Origin of the sequence: Jiella sonneratiae (assembly GCF_017353515.1) — a bacterium.
Lineage (GTDB): Bacteria > Pseudomonadota > Alphaproteobacteria > Rhizobiales > Rhizobiaceae > Jiella > Jiella sonneratiae.
Map to the genome: position 1 here is coordinate 21,045 of NZ_JAFMPY010000016.1, position 24,459 is coordinate 45,503.

The window sequence follows — 24,459 nt, forward strand, 5'->3', positions numbered from 1 at the left end:
TCGTGGCGACCATCGTGCTTCAGGCGGCCGGGGCCGCCCTCGGCAGCATTCTCGGCGGCCCGCTCGGGGCGGTGATCGGGCGCGCCGCCGGCGCGCTCGCCGGCTCGGCGATCGACCGGTCGGTGTTTTCCGAGACCAGACGCTACGAAGGCCCGCGTCTCGAGACGGCGCGGATCATGACCGCCGACGAGGGCGCCGGCATCCCCCGCATCTACGGCACCGCCCGCGTCGCCGGACAGGTGATCTGGACGACGCGCTTCGAGGAGGAGGTCGAGACCGAGCGGCAGGGCGGCAAGGGCATCGAGCCGGCGACCGAGGTGACGACCTACAGCTATTTCGGCAATGTCGCCGTCGGCCTCTGCGAGGGCCCGATCGCCGCGATCCGCCGCGTCTGGGCCGACGGCGAGGAACTGGATCTCTCCGACGTTTCCTACAGGGTCTATCTCGGCGACGAGGACCAACTGCCCGACCCGCTGATCGAGGTGAAGCAGGGCGAAGGCAATGCGCCGGCCTATCGCGGCCTCGCCTATCTCGTGTTCGAGCGCCTGCCGCTCGAGACCTGGGGCAACCGCATCCCGCAGATCAGCTGCGAGGTGCTGCGCCCGATCGGCCGGCTGGAAGGGCAGGTCCGCGCCGTCACGGTGATCCCCGGCGCGAGCGAGCACGGGCTCGACCCGATACCGGTGCGCGAGCGCCTCGCCGAGGGCGAGGACCGGCTGGTCAACCGCAACGTCCTTTATGCGGACAGCGACATCCTTGCCTCGCTCGACGAGCTGACGGCGCTCTGCCCCGATCTCGAACGCGCGGCGCTCGTCGTCTCCTGGTTCGGGGACGATCTGCGTGCCGGCCGCTGCACGCTCCGGCCGAAGGTCGAGACGGGGCAGCGCGACGAGGACGAGGACTGGCGGGTGAGCAATCTCGGCCGCGGCGACGCCGGGCTGGTGGCAAACCTCGGCGGCGGCCCCGCCTATGGCGGAACGCCGAGCGACGCCGGGGTCATCCGGGCCATCGAGGCGATGAAGCAGCGCGGGCTGAAGGTCACCTTCTATCCCTTCGTGCTGATGGACGTTGCGCCGGGCAACGGCCTTCCCGATCCCTATGGTGGAGCGGAGCAGGCGGCCTTTCCCTGGCGGGGCCGGCTGACCCTCGACGTCGCCGTCGGGCGGGAAGGAAGCGAGGACGGCACCGCCGCCGCGCGCGCGGCGATCGAAGCCTTTCTCGGGACCGTCGGTCCGGGCGACTTCTCCCGCTCGGGCAGCCGCATCGTCTATTCCGGCCCCGACGAATGGTCCTACCGCCGGATGATCTTCCACCAGGCGCATCTTGCGGCCGCCGGCGGCGCCGACGCCTTCGTCATCGGCTCGGAACTCAGGGGTCTGACGCGCATCCGCGACGAAGCCGGACGGTTCTGCTTCGTCGAAGGGCTGATCGCGATCGCCGAGGGCGTGAAGTCGATCCTGCCCGATGCCATCGTCACCTATGCCGCGGACTGGAGCGAATATTCGAACTACCGGCCGGAGGACGGCTCCGGCGACGTCTTCTTCCATCTCGATCCGCTCTGGGCGTCGCCGGCGATCGACGCCATCGGCATCGACGACTACCTGCCGATCGCCGACTGGCGCGACGGCGAGGACGCGCCCGACGCAGCCTCGATCTACGACCGCGACGGCCTTGCGGCAGGCATCGCCGGCGGCGAGGACTTCGACTGGTATTATCCGAACGAAACCGACCGGGCAGACAAGCGCCGTCAGCCGATCACCGACGACGCCCTCGGCAAGCCCTGGGTGTTCCGCGCCAAGGACCTCGTCTCCTGGTGGGCGAACCTGCATTTCGACCGCCGGGGCGGGACCGAGGTCGCCGAGCCCTCTCCCTATGTGCCGATGGCCAAGCCGATCTGGCTGACCGAGCTCGGCTGCCCGGCGATCGACAAGGGGCCGAACGAGCCGAACCTCTTCGTCGACGCCAAGTCGTCCGAGAGCGACGTTCCGCATTTTTCGACGGGCACGCGGGACGACCTCGTGCAGCGACGCTTCCTGGAGACGCAACTCGACCACTGGAGCCCTGGCGCGGAAGGCTTCGACGAGGCGGCGAACCCGCTCTCGCCGCTCTATGGCGGCCGGATGGTCGATCCCGGCACGATCCATCTGTGGACCTGGGATGCGCGGCCGTTTCCCGCCTTTCCGGGCCGCACCGACCTGTGGAGCGACGGCGAAAACTGGCGGCTCGGCCACTGGCTGACGGGACGGCTCGGCAACGCGCCCGTCGACGCGCTGGCCGCCGAGATCCTCGCCGCGCACGAACTCGGCGACAGCGACGTCGGCGGCCTCGAGGCGATCGTGACGGGCTGGATCGAGACCGGTCCGGCATCGGCGCGCGAGACGCTGGAGAATCTCTTCGGCCTCGTCGGCGCCGTCGCCCACGTCGAGGAGGGCCGGCTCGTCGCCCGGTCGCTGGGCCGGCTGCGGGCGGATCGCCTGCTGCAGGAGTTCGTCGACGACGCGGAGAAGCCGCGCATCGAGCTGCGCCGGACCGAGGCCGCCGAGACCGTCGATGCGGTGGCGCTGAGCTTCGTCGATCCCTGGCGGGACTATCAGCCCGGCAGTGCCGAAGCGATGCGGGCGAGCGTCGCGGCCCCGCGCCGGCAGCTCGTCGGCGTCCCCGCGGTCATCGACGAGGGGGAGGCGGCTGGTTTCGCCGCGGCCATGCTGGCGGACCTCGGGGTGGCGACCGAGACGGCCGAATTCGCGCTGCCCGCGAGCGAGATCGGGCTCGGCATCGGCGACGTCGTCGGTCTCGATGGCCGCAGCGGCGACTGGCTGCTGACGCGGATCGAGACCGGGCTGGCGAGCCGGATCACCGCCAAGCGCCTGCCGCTGCGGCGGGTCCGTGCATCTGCCGGCGGCACCGTCCAGGCGACGTCGTCGGCGCGGCCGAACCTCGCCTCGCGTCCCTTCGCAGCCTTCCTCGACCTGCCGCTGCCGGCGGCCGGCAGCGGCTATGACGGAGCGCGGATCGCGGTCGGCGCCGCGCCGTTTCCGGGCTACGAGGTGACCAGCCTTTCGGCAGACGGCGCTTTGACGAGACGCGCGAGCGTCGGCCGTCCGGCGACACTCGGCCGGCTGACTGCGCCGCTTCTGCCGGGCCCGGAAGGCCGGATCGATCCGGCCGCTGCGGTCTGCGTCTCGCTGCCGCGCGGCAGGCTGTCCTCGGTGTCATCCGCCGCGATGCTCGCCGGTGCCAATCTCTGCGCCGTCGCCTCGAACGACGGAGGCTTCGAGGTCCTGCAGTTCGCGAGCGCCGAGGAGACCGCCGCGGGCGAGTTCCGTCTCACCGGCCTCCTGCGGGCCCAGGGCGGCACCGAGGATGCGATGGCGGCCGGCGCCTCCACCGGGGCGCTGTTCGTTTTGCTCGACGGGGCGAGCATGCCGATCGCGCTGACCGAGGCGGAAGTCGGCCGAAGCCTCGATTACCGCATTCAGCCATTCGGCCGAAGCCGCGACGACGCTTCGGTGATCAGCCGGACGGCGGCGCTCGGCGCGCGCTCGGTGCGGCCGCTCTCGCCGGTCCATCTTGCCGCGAGCTTTGCCGAAGGCGGCGGCGTCACGCTCGGCTGGGTGCGGCGGACGCGCGTCGGCGGCGACAACTGGGCGGCGCGCGAGGTGCCGCTCGGTGAGGAGGCCGAACTGTACCGTGTCGTGGTCGGCGACGGCGAGACCCTCGTGACCTACGAGGTCACGGCCCCGCAGCTCGATCTCACCGCAGCCGAACAGACGATGCGATTCGGCGCCCTGCCGGAGCAGCTTCAGGTCTCGGTCGCGCAGGTCAGTCCGGTCTGGGGCGCCGGCACCAGCCGTCGCGCGACCTTCACCCGGCCGTCTTGAAGACCCGGCGTCGCGGACATGCCGGTTCGTGCAGGACAGCACCTCGGGCCGGCTGCAATTTTTCGTCGAAACGGGCCGGAGATCGGCCCTCGACTGTCGCTCCGCCCTATGCCGATGACCCTTTGCCCCCTATCCTTGCGGGAGGAGGCGTCCGTTTGCGACATTCATTCGTCATTCAGCCGGCCCCTGATAGACATTCACCGTCGATGCGAAGACCTCCGCCGCATGCTCGATTGGACCAGAATGACCTTGCTTCGCCCGCTCCTGGCTTTTGCAGTGACGATCGGCCTCATGGCCGGTCCGGCCCGGGCTCACGAAGCGCTCGGCTCCGGCATCGGGACCGGTGGCGGTCTCGATCGCGGGGCGGCAGCGACGGAACGGCCGCTGCTCCTTGCGGCCGGCGACTGCTCCGGGGCCGCGAGCCGGGCGGCGCGCCAGACCGGCGGGCAGGTCCTGTCCGTGTCGACCCAGACGCAGGGCGGCCAGACCGTCTGCGTCGTCACCGTGCTCGTTCCGGGCAAGGGAGACCAGCGCCCGCGCAAGCAGACCGTCACCATCCGTCCGTGACCGCCGGCCGCCCTGTTTTTGCCGGGAATTTGCCCCAAACCTGCAGCGTTGCCAGAAAATCGCCGGTGACGGCCGGGTTTCGTGCGACGATGCCGGCCGGGGCAGGCAACGCGGGCGACCGGCACGGAGGAAATTCGCGGCGGATCATTCGCGTTCGCCGTTTGATGCGGTGGTCGCGCCGATGATCTCTAGGACGCCGCGGTCGATCCGCCAAAGGGGAGCAGAGCCGGAACGATGCGCATTCTGATCGTCGAGGACGACGAGACGCTCAATCGCCAGCTCTGCGACGCACTCAGCGGCGCCGGCTACGTGGTCGACCGCGCCTTCGACGGCGAGGAAGGGCATTTTCTCGGCGACACCGAGCCCTATGACCTCGTCGTCCTCGACATCGGCCTGCCGCAGATGGACGGGATCAGCGTTCTGGAACGCTGGCGCCGGGAAAACCGCACCATGCCGGTGCTCATCCTCACGGCCCGCGACCGCTGGAGCGACAAGGTGGCCGGGATCGACGCGGGTGCCGACGACTACGTCACCAAGCCGTTCCACGTCGAGGAGATCCTGGCGAGGGTACGTGCGCTGATCCGGCGGGCGGCGGGCCACGCCTCCTCGGAGATCTTCTGCGGCCCGGTCCGGCTCGACACCCGCACGGCCCGCGTCACCGTTTCCGGAATGCCGCTGAAACTCACCTCCCACGAGCACCGGCTGCTCGACTATCTCATGCATCACCAGGGCGCCGTCGTCTCCCGCACCGAGCTCATCGAGCATCTCTACGATCAGGACTTCGACCGTGATTCCAACACCATCGAGGTGTTCATCGGCCGTCTGCGCAAGAAGCTCGGCGTCGATCTGATCGAGACGATCCGCGGCCAGGGCTACCGGATGCAGGCGTCGGGAGGCGAGGGCTGAAGCTTTCGCGCTCCGTGCGCCGCCGCCTGCTGCCGCTCTGGCGGCGGACCGCCGGCGAGTTCGAGGCGCTCGGCGGCGCCGCGCTCCTGCCGCGCTCCCTGACCGCCCGGGTGATCTTCTTCACCAGCCTCTGGTCGGTCCTCGCGCTCTTCGTCGCCGGCGCGCTGATCTCGACCCTCTACGAACGCACGGCGCGCCAGGGCTTCGAAAACCTCCTCGGCGCCCAGCTCTACAATCTCGTCAACGCCGTCAGCGTCGGCGACGGCGGCGAATTGCGCGGCGATCCAGACCTCGGCGACCTGCGCTACGCGCGCCCTCTCTCCGGCTGGTACTGGGAGGTTCTGCCGGCGACCGACAACACCAAGGGCCGGCTGACCTCTGCTTCGCTGGTTCTCCTCAACGTCCCGCAGGCGACGGTGGAAGAGGCCCCCTTCGACCAGATGTATCGCCGCTCCTATCAGGAGCCGGGCCTCAACGGCGAGACGCTCCAAGTGCTGGAGACCGAGGTCGTCCTGGACAGCGACAACCACACCGCGCGGTTTCGCGTGATGGGCAGTCTCTCGTCGGTCGAGGCGGACATCGAGACCTTCGATCGCACGCTCCTCTATTATCTCGGGACCGTCGGTCTCGGCACGGTGCTCGTCAACGTCATGGCCATTCTCGTCGCGCTGCGCCCGCTCGGGCGGGTGCGGCGGTCTCTGGCCGACGTCCGCGAGGGGCGGGCCGAGCGTCTGGAGACCGGCTTTCCGGCCGAGATCGAACCGCTCGCGGTGGAGATGAACGGTCTCATCGACAACAACCGCCGCATCGTCGAGCGATCGCGCACCCAGGTCGGCAATCTCGCCCACTCGCTGAAGACCCCGATCGCCATCCTGACCAACGAGGCGAGCGCCTTCGAGCCGCAGAAGGCGCGGGTGATCGAGGAGCAGGCGGCGCGCATGCGCCAGCAGGTGCAGCACTATCTCGACCGGGCGCGCATGGCGGCGCAGACCCAGAGCATCGTCTTCCGGACCCCGATCCGCGATGCGCTGGAACGGATCGCGCGGGTCATCGCCAAGCTCAATCCGCATCTTGAGGTGAGCTTCGAGGGCGAGAGACCGGACATCGTCTTCGCCGGCGAAAGGCAGGATCTGGAAGAGGTGGTCGGCAATCTTCTCGACAATGCCGGCAAGTGGGCCCAAAGCCGCATCCGGCTTTCCTACGAGACCGAGGGGGCGGAGCGTTTTGCCGTGACCGTCGAGGACGACGGACCCGGGCTCAGCACCGAGGAGATCCGCGAAGCGCTGAAGCGTGGCCGGCGGCTCGACGAGGCGACGCCCGGCAGCGGCCTCGGCCTGTCGATCGTCCGCGACATCACCGCCGAATATCGCGGCATGCTGGAGCTGAGACGCTCCGACCTCGGCGGCCTTGCCGCAAGGGTGGTGTTGCCGCGGATCCGGTAGGGCCGGGCGTCGCCGTCGCGATCTTCACATGAAGGCCGGCCCGAAAGCCGCGGCCCGGGCAGCGGCGCCACGGGTGTGTCCGGTTTGCCGCACAGGCGAAGAAGCTGGGGGCGGGGCGGCAGGCTCCAAGACCGCCCGCCGGCGCCGGCGCCGCCGGCCGTATCGCCGCAAATGTCTGGGATCGCGGCGCTTTCTGAGGCGGCATGGCGGCGCCGGGCAGGGCCGCGCGGCGCGCCTCCCGCCGGTTGACATCGCCCGGGTAAGGGAGAAATCCAGGACGACCATCCTTCTTTCCCGCGTTCCCTCCGGCTGGATGAACCCGTTCGATGCGACTGGCTGCAGCAATTCCCGTCCTCGTCTCCATCCTGCCGCTCGGCGGTTGCCTGAGCTTCGGCGCCTCATCGACCCCGAGCGCGATCTCCGCCGGTGCCGTCGCGCTCGGCGGCGGCCTCGTCGGCCAGAGCGCGTTCGCCGCGAGCCTGCCCGATGCCGCCAAGACCAAGGCGGTCGAGGCGGAGTTCCAGGCGCTGCAGTTCAGCCCGGCCGGGCAGCCGGTGCGCTGGAGCGAGGACGGCTTCAGCGGCGAGGTCGTGCCGACGCAGGTCTACCGGGTGGGATCGCAGGACTGCCGGGCCTATTCCCACGTCCTGTCGGGCGGCTCGAGGCCGTTCAAGACGACCGGCGTCGCCTGCAAGACGTCGGCCGGCCTCTGGAAGCCGGTCGCGTAAGGCGGGGCCTCCGGTCCAGGCGGTTCCGCAGCTCCGTAGCGCCGTCCCCCCCTGAAGTCCCGCCGACGACAAACCTCCGAACGAATTGAATGGGCAAGGCCGCGCGCCTTTGTTAATCGACCCTGGAATGGCTCCAATCGTCTGGAAGCGTTCGAAGCGGGGCGCCGGTATCCGGGGCGGATCGCCGCGCAGCGTCGCGCCACGGGGCCGAACGGGGGAGGGACGCCGCCGCCGACCGCATTGTCTGCGGCGACCGGCGCGCGTAGGTGTTGCGAATGGTTTTCTGGATCGTAGCCGCCGCGATGACGGCCGCCGCCATACTGGCCATCGTCTGGCCGCTGCTGCGCCGGGGCCAGGCGGAGGTCGACACTGCCGCCGATCACGACGTCGAGGTCTATCTCTCGCAGTTGCGGGAACTCGACGGCGACGTGGCGCGCGGCACGATGGCCGAGGCGGAAGCCGCCTCCGCCCGGGCGGAGGTGGGCCGCCGGCTGCTGCGGGCCTCGGAAAAGGCGCGGCGCGAAGCCTTGACGGACGGCACGAGACGCTCCTTCCGCCGCCCGGCGGTGCTCGCTGCCGCGGCCGGCGTCGCCGTCCTTCTGCCGGGCCTTTCCTTCGCGCTTTACGAGACGGTGGGGGCGCCGGCGCTTCCCGACCAGCCGCTCGCGTTCCGCCAACAGCCGAAGCCGCAGGACGACTTCGACCTTGCCGGCCTCGTCGGGAAGGCCGAGGCGCGGTTGAAAGAGAACCCCAAGGACGGCAACGGCTGGGACGTGCTCGCGCCGATCTATCTCCGGATGAACCGGCCGGAGGACGCCGCCGAGGCCTTTCGCAAGGCGATCGCCCTCAACGGCGAATCGGCGGCGCGTTTCGGCGGCCTCGGCGAGGCGCTGACCGACGCCGCCAGCGGCGAGGTCACCGACGCGGCCAAGGCGGCCTTCGCCAAGGCGCTCGCCATCAACCCGGCCTATCTGCCGGCGAAATTCTTCCTCGCCCTCGACGCCTCGCAGGAACAGCGTGCCGCAGATGCCGAAACCCGCTGGAGCGCGCTGATCTCGGAGAGCCCGCCCGACGCGCCGTGGCTGAAGATCGCCGAGGCGGGCCTTGCCGACGCCCGCCAGCGGCTCGGCAAGCCGGCCGCCGCCACGGCGGTCGGTGATGCCGCGACAGTTGGAGGCGAAGCGGCGGCGCCCGGCGGCGCGGCGGTGGCAGAGGGCGAGGGGAGCCCCGGCGGCTTCGAGGGCCCGGATGCCGCGACGGTCGCGGCCGCCTCGCAAATGGCCGCAGGCGACCGCCAGGCGATGATCGAGGGCATGGTCGCGCAGCTCGCCGCGCGGCTGAAGCAGCATCCCGACGACGTCGAGGGCTGGAAGCGGCTGATCCGCTCCTATACGGTACTCGGCAAGACCGACGAGGCGCAGACAGCTCTCGCCGATGCCCGCAAGGCCTTTCCCGAAGCCTCTGCCGGCGCTCGCGAAATCGCCGCTTTTGCCGCAGAGATCGGTCTTCCCGGGAAGGAGGAGGCGACGTCCCGATGACCCGCAAGGCCAAGCGACTCTATTCGATCGGCGCCATGGTTCTCGTCGTCGGGGCGGCGGCGGGGCTGGTGCTGACGGCCCTGTCGAGTTCGGTGGCCTATTTCCAGTCGCCGACCGATCTTGTGAAGAACCAGCCGGGCCCCGCCCAGCGCATCCGGCTCGGCGGTCTCGTCGAGGACGGGTCGGTGAAGCGCGACGGCTCGTCCCACGTGACCTTCCGCGTGACCGACAGCGTCGACAGCGTGCCGGTCACCTATACCGGCATCCTGCCGGACCTGTTCCGCGAAGGCCAGGGCGTCATCGCCGAGGGCACGCTCGGGCCCGACCGCGTCTTCGTCGCCGACACCGTGCTCGCCAAGCACGACGAGAAGTACATGCCGAAGGAGGTCGTCGACGACCTCAAGGCCCGCGGCCTCTGGGAAGACGGCAAGGGCCTCGTCCAGAAGCCCGAGAAGACCGTCTCGGCAGCGCCGGCGGGGGCGGGCTCATGATCGTCGAGATCGGGCATTTCGCCCTCGTCCTGTCGCTTTCGGTGGCGCTCGTCCAGTCTGTCCTGCCGGCCCTCGGGGCGCGGCGGGGCGACGAGCGGCTGATGGAGACGGGGACGATCGCCGCGACCGGCGGCTTCCTGCTCATCGCCATCGCCTTCGCGGCGCTGATGACCGCCTACGTCACCTCCGACTTTTCGGTGCTGAACGTCTTCGAGAACTCGAACTCGCAACAGCCGCTCCTCTACAAGTTCACCTCGACCTGGGGGAACCACGAGGGCTCGATGCTGCTCTGGGTGCTGATCCTCGCCTTTTTCGGCGCGCTGGTCGCGCTGTTCGGCCGGGACCTGCCGGCGAGCCTCAAGGCCAACGTCCTGTCGGTTCAGGCCTGGATCCTCACGTCCTTCCTGCTCTTCATCCTTCTGACCTCCAATCCGTTCCAGCGGCTCGACCCGGCGCCGATGGAGGGGCAGGACCTCAACCCGGTGCTGCAGGACATCGGCCTCGCGATCCATCCGCCGCTCCTCTATCTCGGCTATGTCGGCTTTTCGGTCGCCTTCTCCTTCGCCATCGCCGCCCTGATCGACGGGCGCATCGATGCGGCCTGGGCGCGCTGGGTGCGGCCGTGGACGCTGATCGCCTGGATCTTCCTCACCCTCGGCATCGCCATGGGGTCCTACTGGGCCTATTACGAGCTCGGCTGGGGCGGATGGTGGTTCTGGGATCCGGTCGAGAACGCATCCTTCATGCCCTGGCTGGCCGGCACGGCGCTGCTCCATTCGGCGCTCGTGATGGAAAAGCGCTCGGCCCTGAAGATCTGGACGATCCTTCTTGCGATCCTCACCTTCTCGCTGTCGCTGCTCGGCACCTTCCTGGTGCGCTCGGGCGTCCTGACCTCAGTGCACGCCTTCGCCACCGACCCGACGCGCGGCGTCTTCATCCTGTGCATCCTCGGCCTGTTCATCGGTGGCGCGCTCTGCCTCTTCGCCTGGCGGGCCTCGGCGCTCGAAGGCGGCGGCCTCTTCGCGCCGATCAGCCGCGAGGGGGCGCTGGTCTTCAACAACCTCTTCCTCACCACCGCTGCTGCGACCGTCCTCGTCGGCACGCTCTATCCGCTGATCCTCGAGGTCCTCGCCGGCAAGAAGATCTCGGTGGGCGCGCCGTTCTTCGATCTCACCTTCGGCCCGGTCATGCTGCCGCTGCTCTTCGCGGTGCCGTTCGGGCCGCTGCTCGGCTGGAAGCGGGGCGACCTCCTCGGCGCGGCGCAGCGGCTGTATTTCGCCGCCGGCTCTGCGCTCGCCGTCCTCATCGGCGTCCTGGCCTATACCGGCGGCACGAGGATCCTCACCGCCTTCGGCTTCGCGCTGGCCTTCTGGATCCTCGCCGGCAGCCTGACCGACCTCTTCCTGCGGGCAGCCTTCCTGCGGGCCGGGTGGCGCACCGGCGTCTCGCGGCTCCTCGGCCTGCCGCGCTCGGCCTTCGGCACGACGCTCGCGCATTTCGGCCTCGGCGTGACGCTGCTCGGCATCGTCTCGGTGTCGAGCTTCCAGGGGGAGCTGATCACCACCATGGCGCCCGGCCAGACCGCCGAGATCGCCGGCTACACCCTCGCCTTCGACCGCATCGAGCAGCGGCCGGGATCGAACTTCGAGGCCCAGGCCGCCGCCTTCTCGATCCGCCGGGGCGGGGTCGTCGAGGCCAATATCGAGAGTTCCAAGCGGTTCTTCCCGGCCCGCCAGATGACGACGACCGAGTCCGGCATCTGGACCCACGGCTTTTCGCAGCTCTACGTCTCGCTGGGCGATCCTTCGCCGGACAACCGGTCGATCGTCGTCAGGATCTGGTGGAAGCCGCTGGTGACGCTGATCTGGCTCGGCGCCGTCGTCATGGCGGCGGGCGGCCTCTTGTCCCTGGCGGACCGGCGGCTGCGGGTCGGCGCGCCGGCTCGCCGCAGCCGGGCGCAGGCCGCCCCGGCGGGGGCGTGATCCGATGCCGGTCCGCCGCTCCGCGCTCGCCCTCGCGGCGCTCGTCCCGCTCCTCGCGGCAGCGCCGGCGAGCCTCGTCGTCACGCCGGCCTATGCCGTCAATCCCGACGAGATGCTCGCCGACCCGGCGCTCGAGGCGCGCGCCCGCAAGCTCTCGGAAGGGCTGCGCTGCCTCGTCTGCCAGAACGAGTCGATCGACGATTCCAACGCCGACCTCGCCAAGGATCTCCGCCTTCTCGTCCGCCAGCGCATCGACGCCGGCGACACCGACCAAGAGGTCGTCGACTATCTCGTCTCGCGCTACGGCGAGTTCGTGCTGTTGAAGCCGCGGTTCGACTGGGCCAATCTCGCGCTCTGGGCGACGCCGCTGGTCGTGCTTCTCGCTGGCGGCCTGCTCGCGGCAATCACCGTCGCGGGCAGGCGGCGGCGGGCCGCGGCGCCCGAGCTCTCGGCGGCCGAGGAAGCGGCCATCGCAAGGATTGCCGGCGAGCGGCGCTAGGCGTTCGGAGGGGGCGCTCGGGCCGCTCTGAACTCCGTTCGAAAGCCGGTCCGGCATGGCATCGAGCGGTCGATCCAGCCGTGCCGCGATGATCGAGGCGCCGGGCGGATCGCCGAAACCTTACCGAGGTTTCATCCGGAAGAAAATCTGTCGTAACGTGCCGGCCCTTAGGTTCCGATGCATCGGATGGAAGCGGCGAGGCGGATACGCCTTCCCTGTCTCAAAGATCTCTTGAAGAGTTCGAAAGGAACCACGATGCAGAACCACGATCAACCGCGCACCAAGCGCAGCCGCATTCTTGCCGGGGCGCTCGCGGCGAGCGTCGCCGGCGCCGCTTTCGCCGGCGGCCTCGCCGTCAACACGCTGCCGGTCCTCGCGGACCCCGTGCATGTCGATGCGCCGCAGCAGATCCCGACCTTCGCCGACCTCGTCGAGAAGGTCTCGCCGGCGGTGGTGTCGGTGCGTGTCGACGAGGACATCAAGCCGGCCGCCGACGACGGCAGCGACGGCCAGATGCAGAATCCCTTCGACAATTTGCCGGAAGATCATCCGCTGCGCCGCTTCTTCGACATTCCCGGCGGTCCGGGTTTTCCGGGCGCTCCGGGCATGCCCCACGGCCGGCAGCTGCCGCGCCACGCCGTCGCCCAGGGGTCGGGCTTCTTCATCTCCGAAGACGGCTATCTCGTCACCAACAACCACGTCGTCGACGGCGGCTCGAAATACACGGTCGTCATGGATGACGGCAAGGAATACGGCGCCAAGCTGATCGGCACCGACAAGCGCACCGACCTCGCGCTCCTGAAGGTCGACGCTCCCGACCACAAGTTCACCTATGTCGGCTGGGGCGACGACAGCAAGGTCCGCGTCGGCGACTGGGTCGTGGCGGTCGGCAATCCGTTCGGACTCGGCGGCACGGTGACCGCCGGCATCGTCTCGGCGCACGGCCGCGACATCGGCGCCGGCCCCTACGACGACTTCCTGCAGATCGACGCGGCGGTCAATCGCGGCAATTCGGGCGGCCCCGACTTCAACCTCAACGGCCAGGTGGTCGGCATCAACACTGCCATCTTCTCGCCGTCGGGCGGCAGCGTCGGCATCGCCTTCGCGATCCCCGCCTCGGTCGCCAAGGACGTGATCCAGTCGCTCAAGGAGCACGGCTCGGTCGAACGCGGCTGGCTGGGCGTCCAGATCGCCCCGGTCACCGACGACATCGCCGAGGCGGTGGGCCTGGCGGATTCCAACGGCGCGATCGTCACCCTGCCGGACAACGAGACGCCGGCGTCGAAGGCCGGCATCAAGACCGGCGACGTGATCACCGCCGTCAACGGCGAGACCGTCGACGGGCCGCGCGAACTCGCCCGCGTCATCGGCAACGAGCGGCCGGGCACCAAGGTCGATGTCACCGTCTGGCGTGACGGCCAGGCGAAGTCGCTCGACGTCACGCTCGGCAATCTCGCCAGCCTCGACGAGGCGGCCTCGGCCAACGACCGCGGCAACCAGCGGGTCCCGACCAATCCGTCGTCGCTCTCGGGCTACGGCCTGACGCTCACCCCGTCCGAGGACGGCAGCGGCGTCGTCGTCACCGACATCGACCCGGATTCGACCGCCGCCGAGAAGGGCCTGCAGCCGGGCGACGTCATCGTCTCGGTGAACGGCAAGGCGGTCCAGAACCGCAAGGACGTCAGCGAGGCGCTGTCCGACGCGGCAAAGTCCGGCCGCAAGGCGGCGTTGTTCCAGCTCCGCCAGGGCGACCAGAACCGCTTCGTCGCCCTGCCGCTCTCCAAGGGCTGATCGACCCGGTCTCTGAGCGGGGAGCGCCCGGCGCTCCCCGCTCTTCCTGCCGGGCGGGAGAAATCCTCGCACGCCGATCGCGGCTCTTCCGGGCTCTTCGCGTTCGCGGATCGTCCGGCCGGAGCATTGATTTTCGGTCCGGAACGTCGATCTAGGGGCTTGAACCATGACAGCAGCCGCATCCGCCACCCTGCCGACGGAGTCCATGCGCATCCTCATCATCGAAGACGATCGCGAAGCGGCGTCCTATCTCGTCAAGGCCCTGAAGGAGGCCGGCCACGTGGCCGACCATGCCGGCGACGGCGAGGAAGGGCTGCATGCCGCCGAGACGCGCGACTACGATGTCATCATCGTCGACCGGATGCTGCCGCGGCTCGACGGGCTCTCGGTCATCGCCAGGCTGCGGGAGAACGGGCGGCGCACGCCCGTCCTGATCCTCTCGGCGCTCGGACAGGTCGACGACCGGGTCAAGGGACTGCGGGCCGGCGGCGACGACTACCTGTCGAAACCCTTCGCCATCTCCGAACTGCTCGCCCGCATCGAGGTGCTCGGACGCCGCCGGGGGACGAAGGACGTCGAGACCTCCTACCGCGTCGGCGACCTCGAACTCGACCGGCTGTCCCACGAGGTGCGGCGGGCCGGCAAGCCGATCATCCTGCAGCCGCGGGAGTTCCGCCTGCTCGAATATCTGATGAAGCACGCCAATCAGGTCGTGACCCGGACGATGCTGCTCGAAAACGTCTGGGACTATCACTTCGACCCGCAGACCAACGTCATCGACGTCCACATCTCGCGGCTGCGCTCGAAGATCGAACGCGACTTCGCGACGCCGATCCTCCACACCGTCCGCGGCGCCGGCTACATCATGCGCGCCGAGGAATAGGGCCGCCGCCCGGCCGTGCGAGCCGCCGGACCCTCGACACCGCAGCCCGCCGCCGGCTCGCCTTCCATCCTCCTGTCCATATCTCGGCCGCATGGGACGTTTCCGCTCACTGATGCGCATGACCGCCGTCCGGCTTTCGGCGGTCTATTTCCTGCTCTTCGCGATCTGCGCCGTCGTGCTCGTCGTCTACGTCACCGGCACGGCCTCCTCGATCGTCGAGGAACAGAGCCGCCGGGCGATCTCCGAGGAGCTCTCCGACCTCGAGCAGGTCTACCAGCAGAGCGGCATCATCGGCCTCGTCCGGACGATCGACCGGCGCTCGCGCCAGCCCGGCGCCTCGCTCTATCTCGTCACCGATCCCGCCGGCCGGATCCTCGCCGGCAACGTCGCGAGCCTGCAGGCCGGCGTCCTCGACGACCGCGGCCAGACGCCCGACGCCTTTTCCTACGAGCGCTATGCCGACGAGACCGGGGAGCGCTACCATCTCGCGATCGCCGAGGTGGTGGCGCTCAGAAACGGCATGCGGGTGCTGGTCGGCCGCGACCAGAGCGAGCAGATGCGCTTTCGCGGGGTGGTGCAGAGCGCCCTGATCCTCGCTCTGGCGCTGATGGGCGTCGCCGCGCTGATCGCCTGGTTCTTCGTCGGGCGGAGCGCGCTGAAGCGGCTCGACGGCGTCACCGCATCGAGTGCGCGGATCCTTTCCGGCGACCTTTCGGAACGCCTGCCGGTGACCGGTGCCGGCGACGAGTTCGATCGGCTGTCGGAAAATCTCAACACGCTGCTCGCCCGCGTCTCGTTGCTGCAGGTCGGCCTGCAGGAGGTGTCGGACAACATCGCCCACGACCTGCGCACGCCGCTGACCCGCCTGCGCACCCGCGCCGAGGCAGCGCTGGCCGCTCCGCCGGACGCCGGCGAGGCGCGCGAGGTGCTCGACCAGATGATCGCCGACTGCGACCAGATGATCCGCACCTTCGACGCGCTCCTGATGATCTCGCGCGTCGAGGCCGGCTCCGACCGGGCGATGAAGTCGGAGATCGATCTCGCCGCCATCGTCGCCGACGTCGTCGATCTCTACGAGCCGCTGGCCGAGGACGCCTCGGCCGAACTCATCCTCGACGCGCCGCCGAAACTCGTCGTCTTCGCGAGCCGCGAACTGATCGCACAGGCGCTGTCGAACCTCATCGACAACGCCCTGAAATACGCCGCCGCGCCGGACCGCAAGACGAATGTCCGCGTCACGCTCTCCGAGGCCGGCGGCATCTGGCGCCTCAGCGTCGGCGACGACGGGCCGGGCATTCCGGCGGACATGCGCGAGCGGGTGCTCGAACGCTTCTATCGCCTCGACAAGAGCCGCTCGATGCCGGGCTCGGGGCTGGGCCTGTCGCTCGTCCAGGCGATCGCCCGGATCCACGGCGGCCGCCTGCTGCTTGAGGATGCCGGCCCCGGCCTTAGTGTTTGTCTCGAGATTCCGAAGGAGGAAGGGCGGACGGGCGACCGGGACGATGGCTGAGGAACGAATGGCGGCGGGAGGATTGCGGATCGGCGGGGAGAACCACCCGCTGCCGTCGAACGATCACGCGGCGCGGGGCTGGCGGACCGATCTCGAACGCCTGGCCGAACAGCGCGGCCTGACGCGGCTCGGCGCTCTCCTGGCCTCGACCCATCCCGATGCCGATCGGCTCGTCGCGGTGCTGGAGCTGTCGCCGCATCTCAACGCCATCGCGCTGAAGCATCCGGAATGGCTGGAGGAACTGACCGGGCACCCGGCGTCCGATCTCGCCGCCGAAACGATCGCCGCCACCGCGCGGCTTCCTGAAGACGGGACGGGCGAGGCGGCGCTGATGACGACGCTCCGGCAGGCACGGCTTCGCATCGCCCTTTTCTCGGCGCTTTCGGACGTCTTCGGGGCATCCACCCCAGCCGAGACCAGCCGGGTGCTCTCGGCCTTCGCCGAGGCGGCGGTCGGGGCTGCGCTGCGCTTCTGCCTCCTCGACCTCAAGCGGCGCGGCAAGGTCACGCTGGTCGATCCGTCCGATCCCGAGCGGGACAGCGGCCTCTTCGTTCTCGGCATGGGCAAGCTCGGCGCCGAGGAGCTGAACTATTCCAGCGACATCGATCTCGTCGTCTTCTACGACGAGAGGAAGCCGCTCGTCCCCGATCCGCTGGACGCGCCGGAGACGCTGTCGCGGCTGGTGCGCCGGATGATCCGTATTCTCGGCGAGCGCACCGGCGAAGGCTACGTCGCGCGCACCGACCTGCGCCTGAGGCCCGATCCGAGCGCGATGCCGCTCGCCATATCCGTTGCCATGGCGCTGACCTACTACGAGGGGTCGGGGCGCGACTGGGAGCGGGCGGCGATGATCAAGGCCCGGCCGATCGCCGGCGACCGCGCGGCGGCCGATCTGTTCCTCGACGAGATCAAGCCCTTCGTCTGGCGCAAATATCTCGACTTCTCCGCCGTCGCCGCGATCAAGGACATGAAGCAGCGGATCGACCGGCATCGCGGCTTCGAGGACGTCGGCATCGAAGGCCACAACGTCAAGCTCGGCCGCGGCGGCATCCGCGAGATCGAGTTCTTCGCCCAGGCCCAGCAGCTCATCGCCGGCGGCAGGGCGCCGGAGCTGCGGCAGCGCCGCACCGAGGACGCGCTGCGGGAGCTTGCTGACGGCGGCTGGATCGATGCGGGCACGGCGGGCGAACTCACCGAGGACTACTGGCTGCTGCGCCGCGTCGAACATGCGATCCAGATGGTCGCGGACGAGCAGAGCCACACGCTTCCCGAGGAGGCCGTGAAGCTGCGCGTCGTCGCCCGGCTCGCCGGCCTGAAGGACGAGGCGGCGCTTCGCGCGACGCTGCTGCCCTGTCTGCAGCGGGTCGACCGGCGCTACGGCCGGCTGTTCAGCGAGGCGCGCAGCGCCGCCGAAACCGAGCCCGACGCCGAGGCGCTGTCCAGGCTTTCCCGTTCCGCCGAGGACGAAGGCGCGCTCGCGGCGCTTTCCGGCCTCGGCTACGGGCGGGCCGGCGACATCGCCCGCATCGTCCATGGCTGGTCGCTCGGCCGCTACCGCGCGACCCAGACGTCCGCGGCCCGCAGCCGGCTCGCAGACGTCCTGCCGACGCTGCTTTCGGCCTTCGGCAAGGCTCACGATCCAGACGCCGCTCTCGCCGCCTTCGACCGCTTCCTCGCCGGTCTGCCGTCCGGCATCCAGTTCTTCTCGCTGATCGCCTCCAACCCGAAGGTGCTGGATCTGCTCGCCGCGATCATCACCGCGGCGCCGACGCTGCGCGAGACCATCGCCGCGCGTCCGCACGTCTTCGACGCCCTGCTCGATCCGGCGTTTCTCGGCGAGGTGCCGAGCCTCGACCTGTTGCGCGAGCGCCTGTCGGTCTTCATGGACCTTTCGCGCGACTACGAGGATGCGCTCGGCCGGCTGCGCATCTTCGCCTCCGAGCAGCGTTTCCTCGTCGGCGCGCGCATGCTCGGCGGCGTGGTCGAGGCCGACGAGGCGGGCGCCGCCTTTTCGAACATCGCCGACGTCGTTCTCGAACAGACGCTCGCGGCCGTCGAGACGGAGTTCGCGGCGAGCCACGGCAGGGTGCCCGGCGCCCGGATCGCGCTGCTCGGCATGGGCCGTCTCGGCAGCCGGGAACTGACCGCCAGCTCCGACGTCGATCTCATCCTGTTCTACGATCACGACGAGACGGCCGAGGCCTCGGACGGCCGAAGGCCGCTCGCGCCGAGCGCCTATTTCGCGCGGCTGACGCAGCGTCTGATCGCGGCGATGACCGCGCCGATGCGCGAAGGGGTGCTCTACGAAGTCGACTTCCGCCTTCGCCCGTCGGGCAACAAGGGGCCGCTCGCCACCCATCTCGGCGCCTTCCGGAAATATCAGGAGACCGAGGCCTGGACCTGGGAGCGGATGGCGCTGACGCGTTCGCGCGTCGTGGCGGGCGATGCAGCCTTCGCCGCCGAGGTCGAAGCGACCATCCGGGCGATCCTCGCCGAGCGCCGCGAGCCGGAAACCGTGACGAAGGACGTCGCGGCGATGCGCCAGCGGATCGAGGAGGGCAAGCCGGCGCGCGGCCCGCTCGATCTCAAGCTTCGGCCGGGCGGGGTGATCGACCTCGAATTCATTGCCCAGTGGGCACTCCTGACCGGCAGGGCGGATCTCGATCTCGTCGGCGCGCCGTCGGGCGCGGTTCTCGCCGCGGCCGATCTCGCACCGGCGGCGGACGGCAAAGCGCTGGCGGCGACGATGAATTGCTTTACCCGGATCGTCCAGCTCCTGCGGCTCGGGCCCGGCGGGGCGCGGACCGCCGACGCGGTTCCGGAAGGTCTCGCCCGCTCGGTCGCGGCGAGCCTCGATCTCGGCGGACCGGAGGCGATCGAGCCCTGGCTCGATGCCGAGACCTCCGCCGTACGGGCGGCCTTCATCGGCGTTCTCGGCGACGGAGGCTGAGGCTGAGGCTGTCAGGCCGCGGCGCGGTCGGCCGTCCGTTCGGCCCTTACACGGAGCGGCGAAGAAACCGGGGCCAGGCGGGCGTCGCAGCCGCCGGCGTCGTGGCGGCGTCCATTCTCCGCCGTCATCGGAAGCTTCAGGCTGACGATGGTGCCGTCGCCCAGCCGGGAGCCGATCCGCATCCGGCCGCCATGCAGGCTGACGAGGGCCATGGAGATGGCGAGGCCGAGGCCGGTTCCGCGGCACTTCGAGCGCACGAGCTCGCTGCCGGCCTGGGCGAAGGGCATGCCGAGAGAAGCCAGCGCCGGCTTGGGGATGCCCGGGCCGTCGTCGGCGATCGACAGCGTCGCCGAGCCGCCGACCTGGCGCAGACGCAGTTTGACGGTGCCGCCTTCGGCGGCGAACTTCACCGCGTTGGACAGGAGGTTCAGCACCACCTGCGAGGTCGCGCGCCGGTCGGAGATCATCGTCAGCCGGTCCGGCGTCTCGATCGAGAGGGCGATGTGCTTCTTCCTCGCAAGGGGCTCGATCATCGCCGCGCTCTCGCGGACGATGGCGCTCAACTCGATCTCTTCGGCGAAGAGCTCGAGCCGGCCGGACTCGATCGTCGCCATCTGCAGCACGTCGTCGATCATCGTCAGGAGATGCGTGCCGCTCATGAAGATGTCGTCGACATATTCGCCGTATTTCTCGCCGATCTCGCCGAAGGTGCGCTGGCGGATGATGTCGGAGAAGCCGAGGATCGCGTTGAGCGGCGTGCGCAGCTCGTGGGACATGTTGGCGAGGAAGGCGGTCTTGGCCCGCGAGGCGCTCTCGGCGCGCTCCCGCTGGGCGGCGTAGCGCAGGTTGAGGTCGCTCAGCTGCGCTGCCTTGCGCTCGGCGTCGTCGGTGGCTTCCTCGAGCTCGGCGATGGTCGCGAGCAGCTTCTGCCGGGAGTCCTTGGTGAGCGTCTTGTGATGCTTGATCTGGGTGATGTCGGTGCCGATCCAGACGGTTCCGCCGTCGGTGGTCCGGCGCTCGGAGATCAGCAGCCACCGCCCGTCCGGCATCTGGGCCTCGACGGCGCTCTCGCCGGCCGGGCGCTCGTCCTGGGCGAGCGTGATCGAGCGGATCGGCCGCCGCGCCTTGCGCAGCACCTTGTCGACCGGGGTGCCGGGCACGACGTCCGCCTCGTCGAGGCCGAAGGTCTTGCGGTAGATCGAATTGCAGATCACCACCTTGCCGTCGCGGTCGCTGAGAAGGAAGGTCTCGGAAATCGTCTCGATCGTGTTTTGCAGGCGGTGATTGGCCTCGTCGGTGCGGCGGGCGAGTTCCCGGTGCTCGCTGACGTCGACGGCGATGCCGATCAGGTGGATGTCGCCGTCCTTGCCGTGGGTGACGTTGGCCCGTCCGCGGATCCAGACATATTCGCCGTCGACGCGCCGCATGCGGAAGATCCGGTCGAGGTGATCCAGATCGCCCTCGGCGACGCCGCGGGCGATCTCGAACAGGCCGCCGTCGTCGGGATGCAGGAGCGGCGAGACGTCGGCGAAGGGCATGACGCCGTCGGTCGCCTCCATCCCGAGGATCTCGTACATCGAGCGTGACCAGTACATCTGGCCGCGGCCGATGTCCCAGTCCCAGAGCCCGCATTTGCCGCGCGACAGCGCGATGTCGATCCGCTCGTGCGCCTCGGTGAAGAGCGCGCTGAAGTCCTCGGCCCGGCGCGACTGGCGGAAATACGCCTTGAGGACGAGAAGCAGGATCGCCCCGGTCAGGACGAACAGCGAGACGCTGATCGCCGTCTGCCGGCGCCAGTCCGCGAGGTAGCTGGCCTCCGGCCAGATCAGGTCGATCCGGCCGCCGTCGACCGGGAGGTCGGCGGTGCTGGCGATGGCGTTGCCGCCCATGAAATCGAGATCGTGGATCTTTTCGGCCGCATCGAGGCCCATCAGGTCGCGCGGATCGTCGATCAGGTCGTAGATGCTGGTGCCGATCTTGTCGGCCTGCGGCGGGACCATCGTGACGATCATGCCGTCGCGGTCGGTGACGAAGAGAATCACGTCGTCGGGCAGGAGGTCGCTGGCCGCCAGCTCGTCGACGAGGCTCTTGCCGTCGAAGTCCGAAGCGCTGGCCTCGACCAGCTTGATCTTGGCGTTCAGGTAGGCGCTGACGGTCGCAAGGTCCCGTTCGGCGTCCTCGGCGTGGAACGACCGGTCGCCGAGCGTCATCGTCAGCCGCGCTGCCGCGAGGGTGAGGAGGAACATCAGGACGAGGGTGGGAACGACTTTCCGCGAAAGCAGGAGTTCGGGCGTCTCTTCGCCCGCGCCCTTCGACAGGTCGTCTCGCTGCAGGGATGACCCGGCATCATCGGTCCGGCGAAACCGCCGTGCCGACATCAGCCGTTCGAGCACACCTCCCCCGTTCGGTGCGCTGGACGCGTCCGCTCGCATCGATGAACCCCTCGTTGCCGCATCGCCGATCCGGTATCCGCATTACCGAATCGGGTTGAATTGATCAGACACGAATCGCCTTGTCCATAGCTGGCGGAATCCATCAGGTAAATTTTTCAATAAATCGGACGTTTATTTCAGCGAGCGGTCGACGATATCCCCGAGATCTTTTGAAAGCCCTTTAGTTTCAGCTATTTGACGCAGGGTCTCCTCCAGTTTTGCGCGGCGTCCGGCCTCGAAGCTGCGCCATGCCCGGAAGGTCGTGGCGATCCTTGCGGCGATCTGCGGGTTGATCCGGTCGAGGGCGACGAGCTTCTCCGCCACGAAGCGGTAGCCGGCCCCGTCGGGCCGATGGAAGGCGACCTGGTTGCTGGCGGCGAAGCTGCCGACGAGGGCACGCACGCGGTTCGGGTTGCGCATGGTGAAGCGCGGGTGGCCGGCCAGCCGCTCGACCGCTGCGAGCGCGTCGTGGAACGGCGCCGTCGCCTGCAGCGCGAACCATTTGTCGAGCACGAGTTCGTCCGTCTCGTAGCGCCGGTAGAAGTCGGCGAGCGCCTCCTCGCTCGCGTCGCTCTGCGGAAAGCGGTGCCCGAGGATCGCCAAAGCGGCGATGCGGTCGGTCATGTTGCCGGCGCTCCGGTAGCGGGCCGCGACCTCCGCCGGGTCGTTGCGCGCGGCGGCGAGATAGGCGAGGGCGGCATTCGCCAGGGCGCGGCGGCCGGCGCTCGCCGCGTCGGGCGTGAACGGGACGTCGGAGCCTTCGGCGGCCGCGAGACGGGCGAAGGTTGAAAGCCCCTTCCTGCCGATCACCGCCCGGGCGTCCTCGACCACCGCATGGACGCGGTCGGGGTCGACGCCTTCGCCGAGCTGGCGGGCGATCTCGGCCTCGCCCGGCAGGGTCAGCACCTGGCCGCGAAACGCCGGGTCGAGTTCCTCGTCGCCGGCCGAGGCGAGGAGGGCGTCGACGACCGCGCCGTCGAGGCTCGGCGCGGTGTCGCCGAGCGGGCGCCGCGCCGCGCGGGTCAGGCCGCCTGACAGCAGATCGTCGAGCGCCCGCCAGCGGTTGAAGAGGTTGCGGTCGAGCCGGGCGAGGGCCAGCCGGTCGGCTTCGGCCTGGTCGTGTTCGAGCGTCACCGGGGCGGAGAAATCCCGCAGCACCGAGAGATAGGGGCGGTCGGAAAGGCCGGCGAAGGTCACCGTCGCCTCCCGGCCGTCGAGCACGATGAGGTCGCCGTCGAGCCGCGCGCCGCCGGCGACGCGGCCCTCGGCGCGCCGTTCCTCGCCATTGCCGCCGACGAGGCCGAAGCGGATCGGCAGCACCATCGGTTCGGTGCCGGTGCGGGCGGCGCCCGGCGCCAGCGACTGCCGCAGCCGCACGGTGTGGCGCCGCTCCTGCGGGTCCCAGGCCTCGGTGACGGTCAGCGTCGGCGTGCCCGCCTGGGCATACCAGAGGGCGAATTGCGACAGGTCGACGGCGCCGGCCTGCTCGAAACAGGCGACGAAGTCCTCGATGGTCGCGGCCTCGCCGTCGTGCCGCTCGAAGTAGAGGTCCATGCCTTTGCGGAAATCCGCCTCGCCGAGCAGCGTCGCGATCATCCGCACCACCTCGGCGCCCTTGTCGTAGACGGTGGCGGTGTAGAAGTTGTTGATCTCCCGGTACTCGCCCGGCCGGACGGGGTGCTGCAGCGGGCCCTGGTCCTCGGGGAACTGGTGCGCCTTCAGCCGCCGCACGGAGCCGATCCGCTGCACCGTGCGCTCCCGCTCGTCGGCGGAGAACTCCTGGTCGCGATAGACCGTCAGCCCTTCCTTGAGGCAGAGCTGGAACCAGTCCCGGCAGGTGATGCGGTTGCCCGTCCAGTTGTGGAAGTATTCGTGGGCGATCACCGTCTCGACGCCGGCATAGTCGGCGTCGGTGGCGATGTCGGGATCGAGCAGAACGTATTTGTGGTTGAAGACGTTGAGGCCCTTGTTCTCCATCGCGCCCATGTTGAAGTCGGCGATGGCGACGACGTTGAAGACGTCGAGATCGTATTCGCGGCCGAAGCGGCGCTCGTCCCAGGCCATCGATCGCTTCAGCGCGTCCATGGCGTAGGCCGCCTGCCGGGCGCGGCCCTTTTCCGTGTAGATGCCGAGTTCGACCGTCCGCCCGCTCATCGTCAGGAACGTGTCCCTCAGGGCGTCGAGGTCGCCCGCGACGACCGCGAAGAGATAGGACGGCTTGTTGAACGGATCGTCCCAGACGGCGAAGTGTCGGCCGTCGCCGAGGTCGCCGCTCTCCACCGGATTGCCGTTGGAGAGCAGCACCGGCGCCGCCGCCCTGTCGGCCTCGATGCGCACCCGGTAAGGGGCGAGCACGTCCGGCCGGTCGAGGAAATAGGTGATGCGGCGGAAGCCCTCGGCCTCGCACTGGGTGCACCAGATGCCGTTCGAGCGGTAGAGCCCCATCAGCTTGGTGTTGTCCTCCGGCGCGATCCGGGTCTCGATGGCAAGCTCGAACGGGCCAGTCTCCGGGAGCCCGGTGACGCTGAGCGACTCCGGGGTCGCATCGTAGCGGCCGGGTTCGAGGATCGCGCCGTCGACGGCGATGCTTTCGAGGATGAGCTCGTCGCCGTCGAGCTCGAGCGCGGCGTTCGCCGGCGCGCCGGGCCGCCGCTCGAGCGAAAGGCGGGTGAGGACCTCGGTGCGGCCTTCGAAGAGCTTCAGCGTCATGTCGACGCCACGCAGGACGAAATCGGTCCGCCGGTAGTCGGCGAGCCTGACGGTCTGGCCCTCTTCGGTGCGTTGCATCGTCGCGTTCCTTCCTCGGATCTGTCGTTCGCTCGGCAATCTGGAATGGCCTTCGGACGCGCCAAGCGCAAG

At 69.6% G+C, this 24,459-nt stretch carries 15 protein-coding genes; 13 read left to right on the forward strand and 2 right to left on the reverse strand.

The features are described from left to right. The first annotated feature begins 2 nt into the window (after window positions 1-2). The 13 genes from J1C47_RS14890 to J1C47_RS14950 all read left to right on the forward strand — a co-directional run bounded on the left by J1C47_RS14890 (window position 3) and on the right by J1C47_RS14950 (window position 19,168). Entirely contained in the window at window positions 3-3,881 is a 3,879-nt protein-coding gene (locus tag J1C47_RS14890; RefSeq protein WP_207351572.1) for a baseplate multidomain protein megatron, read from the forward strand. A gap of 243 nt (window positions 3,882-4,124) precedes the next feature. Next, entirely contained in the window at window positions 4,125-4,448 is a 324-nt protein-coding gene (locus tag J1C47_RS14895; RefSeq protein ID WP_207351573.1) for a hypothetical protein, read from the forward strand. Between the two features lie 234 nt (window positions 4,449-4,682). Then, entirely contained in the window at window positions 4,683-5,354 is a 672-nt protein-coding gene (locus J1C47_RS14900; RefSeq protein ID WP_207351574.1) for a response regulator transcription factor, read from the forward strand. Between the two features lie 113 nt (window positions 5,355-5,467). Beyond that, complete coding sequence (locus tag J1C47_RS14905; protein ID WP_342591996.1) at window positions 5,468-6,796, forward strand: ATP-binding protein; 1,329 nt, start codon at window positions 5,468-5,470, stop codon at window positions 6,794-6,796. Window positions 6,797-7,122: 326 nt separating this feature from the next. Then, window positions 7,123-7,524, forward strand: coding sequence for a hypothetical protein (locus tag J1C47_RS14910; protein WP_207351575.1), 402 nt, complete (start codon window positions 7,123-7,125; stop codon window positions 7,522-7,524). A 275-nt stretch (window positions 7,525-7,799) separates the two neighbouring features. After that, complete coding sequence (gene ccmI / locus J1C47_RS14915) at window positions 7,800-9,062, forward strand: c-type cytochrome biogenesis protein CcmI (protein ID WP_207351576.1); 1,263 nt, start codon at window positions 7,800-7,802, stop codon at window positions 9,060-9,062. Beyond that, window positions 9,059-9,553 (forward strand): cytochrome c maturation protein CcmE, encoded by a 495-nt coding sequence (gene ccmE / locus J1C47_RS14920; protein WP_207351577.1) that lies wholly within the window; start codon window positions 9,059-9,061, stop codon window positions 9,551-9,553. The genes ccmI and ccmE overlap by 4 nt, the downstream gene beginning before the upstream one ends. Beyond that, entirely contained in the window at window positions 9,550-11,535 is a 1,986-nt protein-coding gene (locus J1C47_RS14925; protein ID WP_207351578.1) for a heme lyase CcmF/NrfE family subunit, read from the forward strand. The genes ccmE and J1C47_RS14925 overlap by 4 nt, the downstream gene beginning before the upstream one ends. Window positions 11,536-11,539: 4 nt before the next feature. Beyond that, window positions 11,540-12,034, forward strand: coding sequence for a cytochrome c-type biogenesis protein (locus tag J1C47_RS14930; protein ID WP_207351579.1), 495 nt, complete (start codon window positions 11,540-11,542; stop codon window positions 12,032-12,034). Window positions 12,035-12,289: 255 nt separating this feature from the next. After that, the gene (locus J1C47_RS14935; protein ID WP_207351580.1) at window positions 12,290-13,825 is read left to right on the forward strand and encodes a Do family serine endopeptidase; all 1,536 of its coding nucleotides are present in this window, start codon (window positions 12,290-12,292) and stop codon (window positions 13,823-13,825) included. Between the two features lie 166 nt (window positions 13,826-13,991). Further along, entirely contained in the window at window positions 13,992-14,708 is a 717-nt protein-coding gene (locus tag J1C47_RS14940; RefSeq protein WP_281065529.1) for a response regulator transcription factor, read from the forward strand. Between the two features lie 91 nt (window positions 14,709-14,799). Then, complete coding sequence (locus tag J1C47_RS14945) at window positions 14,800-16,218, forward strand: sensor histidine kinase (protein ID WP_207351581.1); 1,419 nt, start codon at window positions 14,800-14,802, stop codon at window positions 16,216-16,218. After that, on the forward strand, window positions 16,211-19,168 hold the full coding sequence (locus J1C47_RS14950) for a bifunctional [glutamine synthetase] adenylyltransferase/[glutamine synthetase]-adenylyl-L-tyrosine phosphorylase (RefSeq protein ID WP_207351582.1): 2,958 nt from the start codon (window positions 16,211-16,213) through the stop codon (window positions 19,166-19,168). Before J1C47_RS14945 ends, J1C47_RS14950 begins: the two co-directional genes overlap by 8 nt. 11 nt (window positions 19,169-19,179) lie before the next feature. Here J1C47_RS14950 and J1C47_RS14955 read toward each other — a convergent pair whose 3' ends face one another. Beyond that, the gene (locus tag J1C47_RS14955) at window positions 19,180-21,561 is read right to left on the reverse strand and encodes a sensor histidine kinase (protein ID WP_342591994.1); all 2,382 of its coding nucleotides are present in this window, start codon (window positions 21,559-21,561) and stop codon (window positions 19,180-19,182) included. A gap of 171 nt (window positions 21,562-21,732) precedes the next feature. Next, window positions 21,733-24,387, reverse strand: a complete 2,655-nt coding sequence (gene pepN, locus J1C47_RS14960; RefSeq protein ID WP_207351584.1) for an aminopeptidase N — start codon at window positions 24,385-24,387, stop codon at window positions 21,733-21,735. Between the last annotated feature and the right edge of the window lie 72 nt (window positions 24,388-24,459).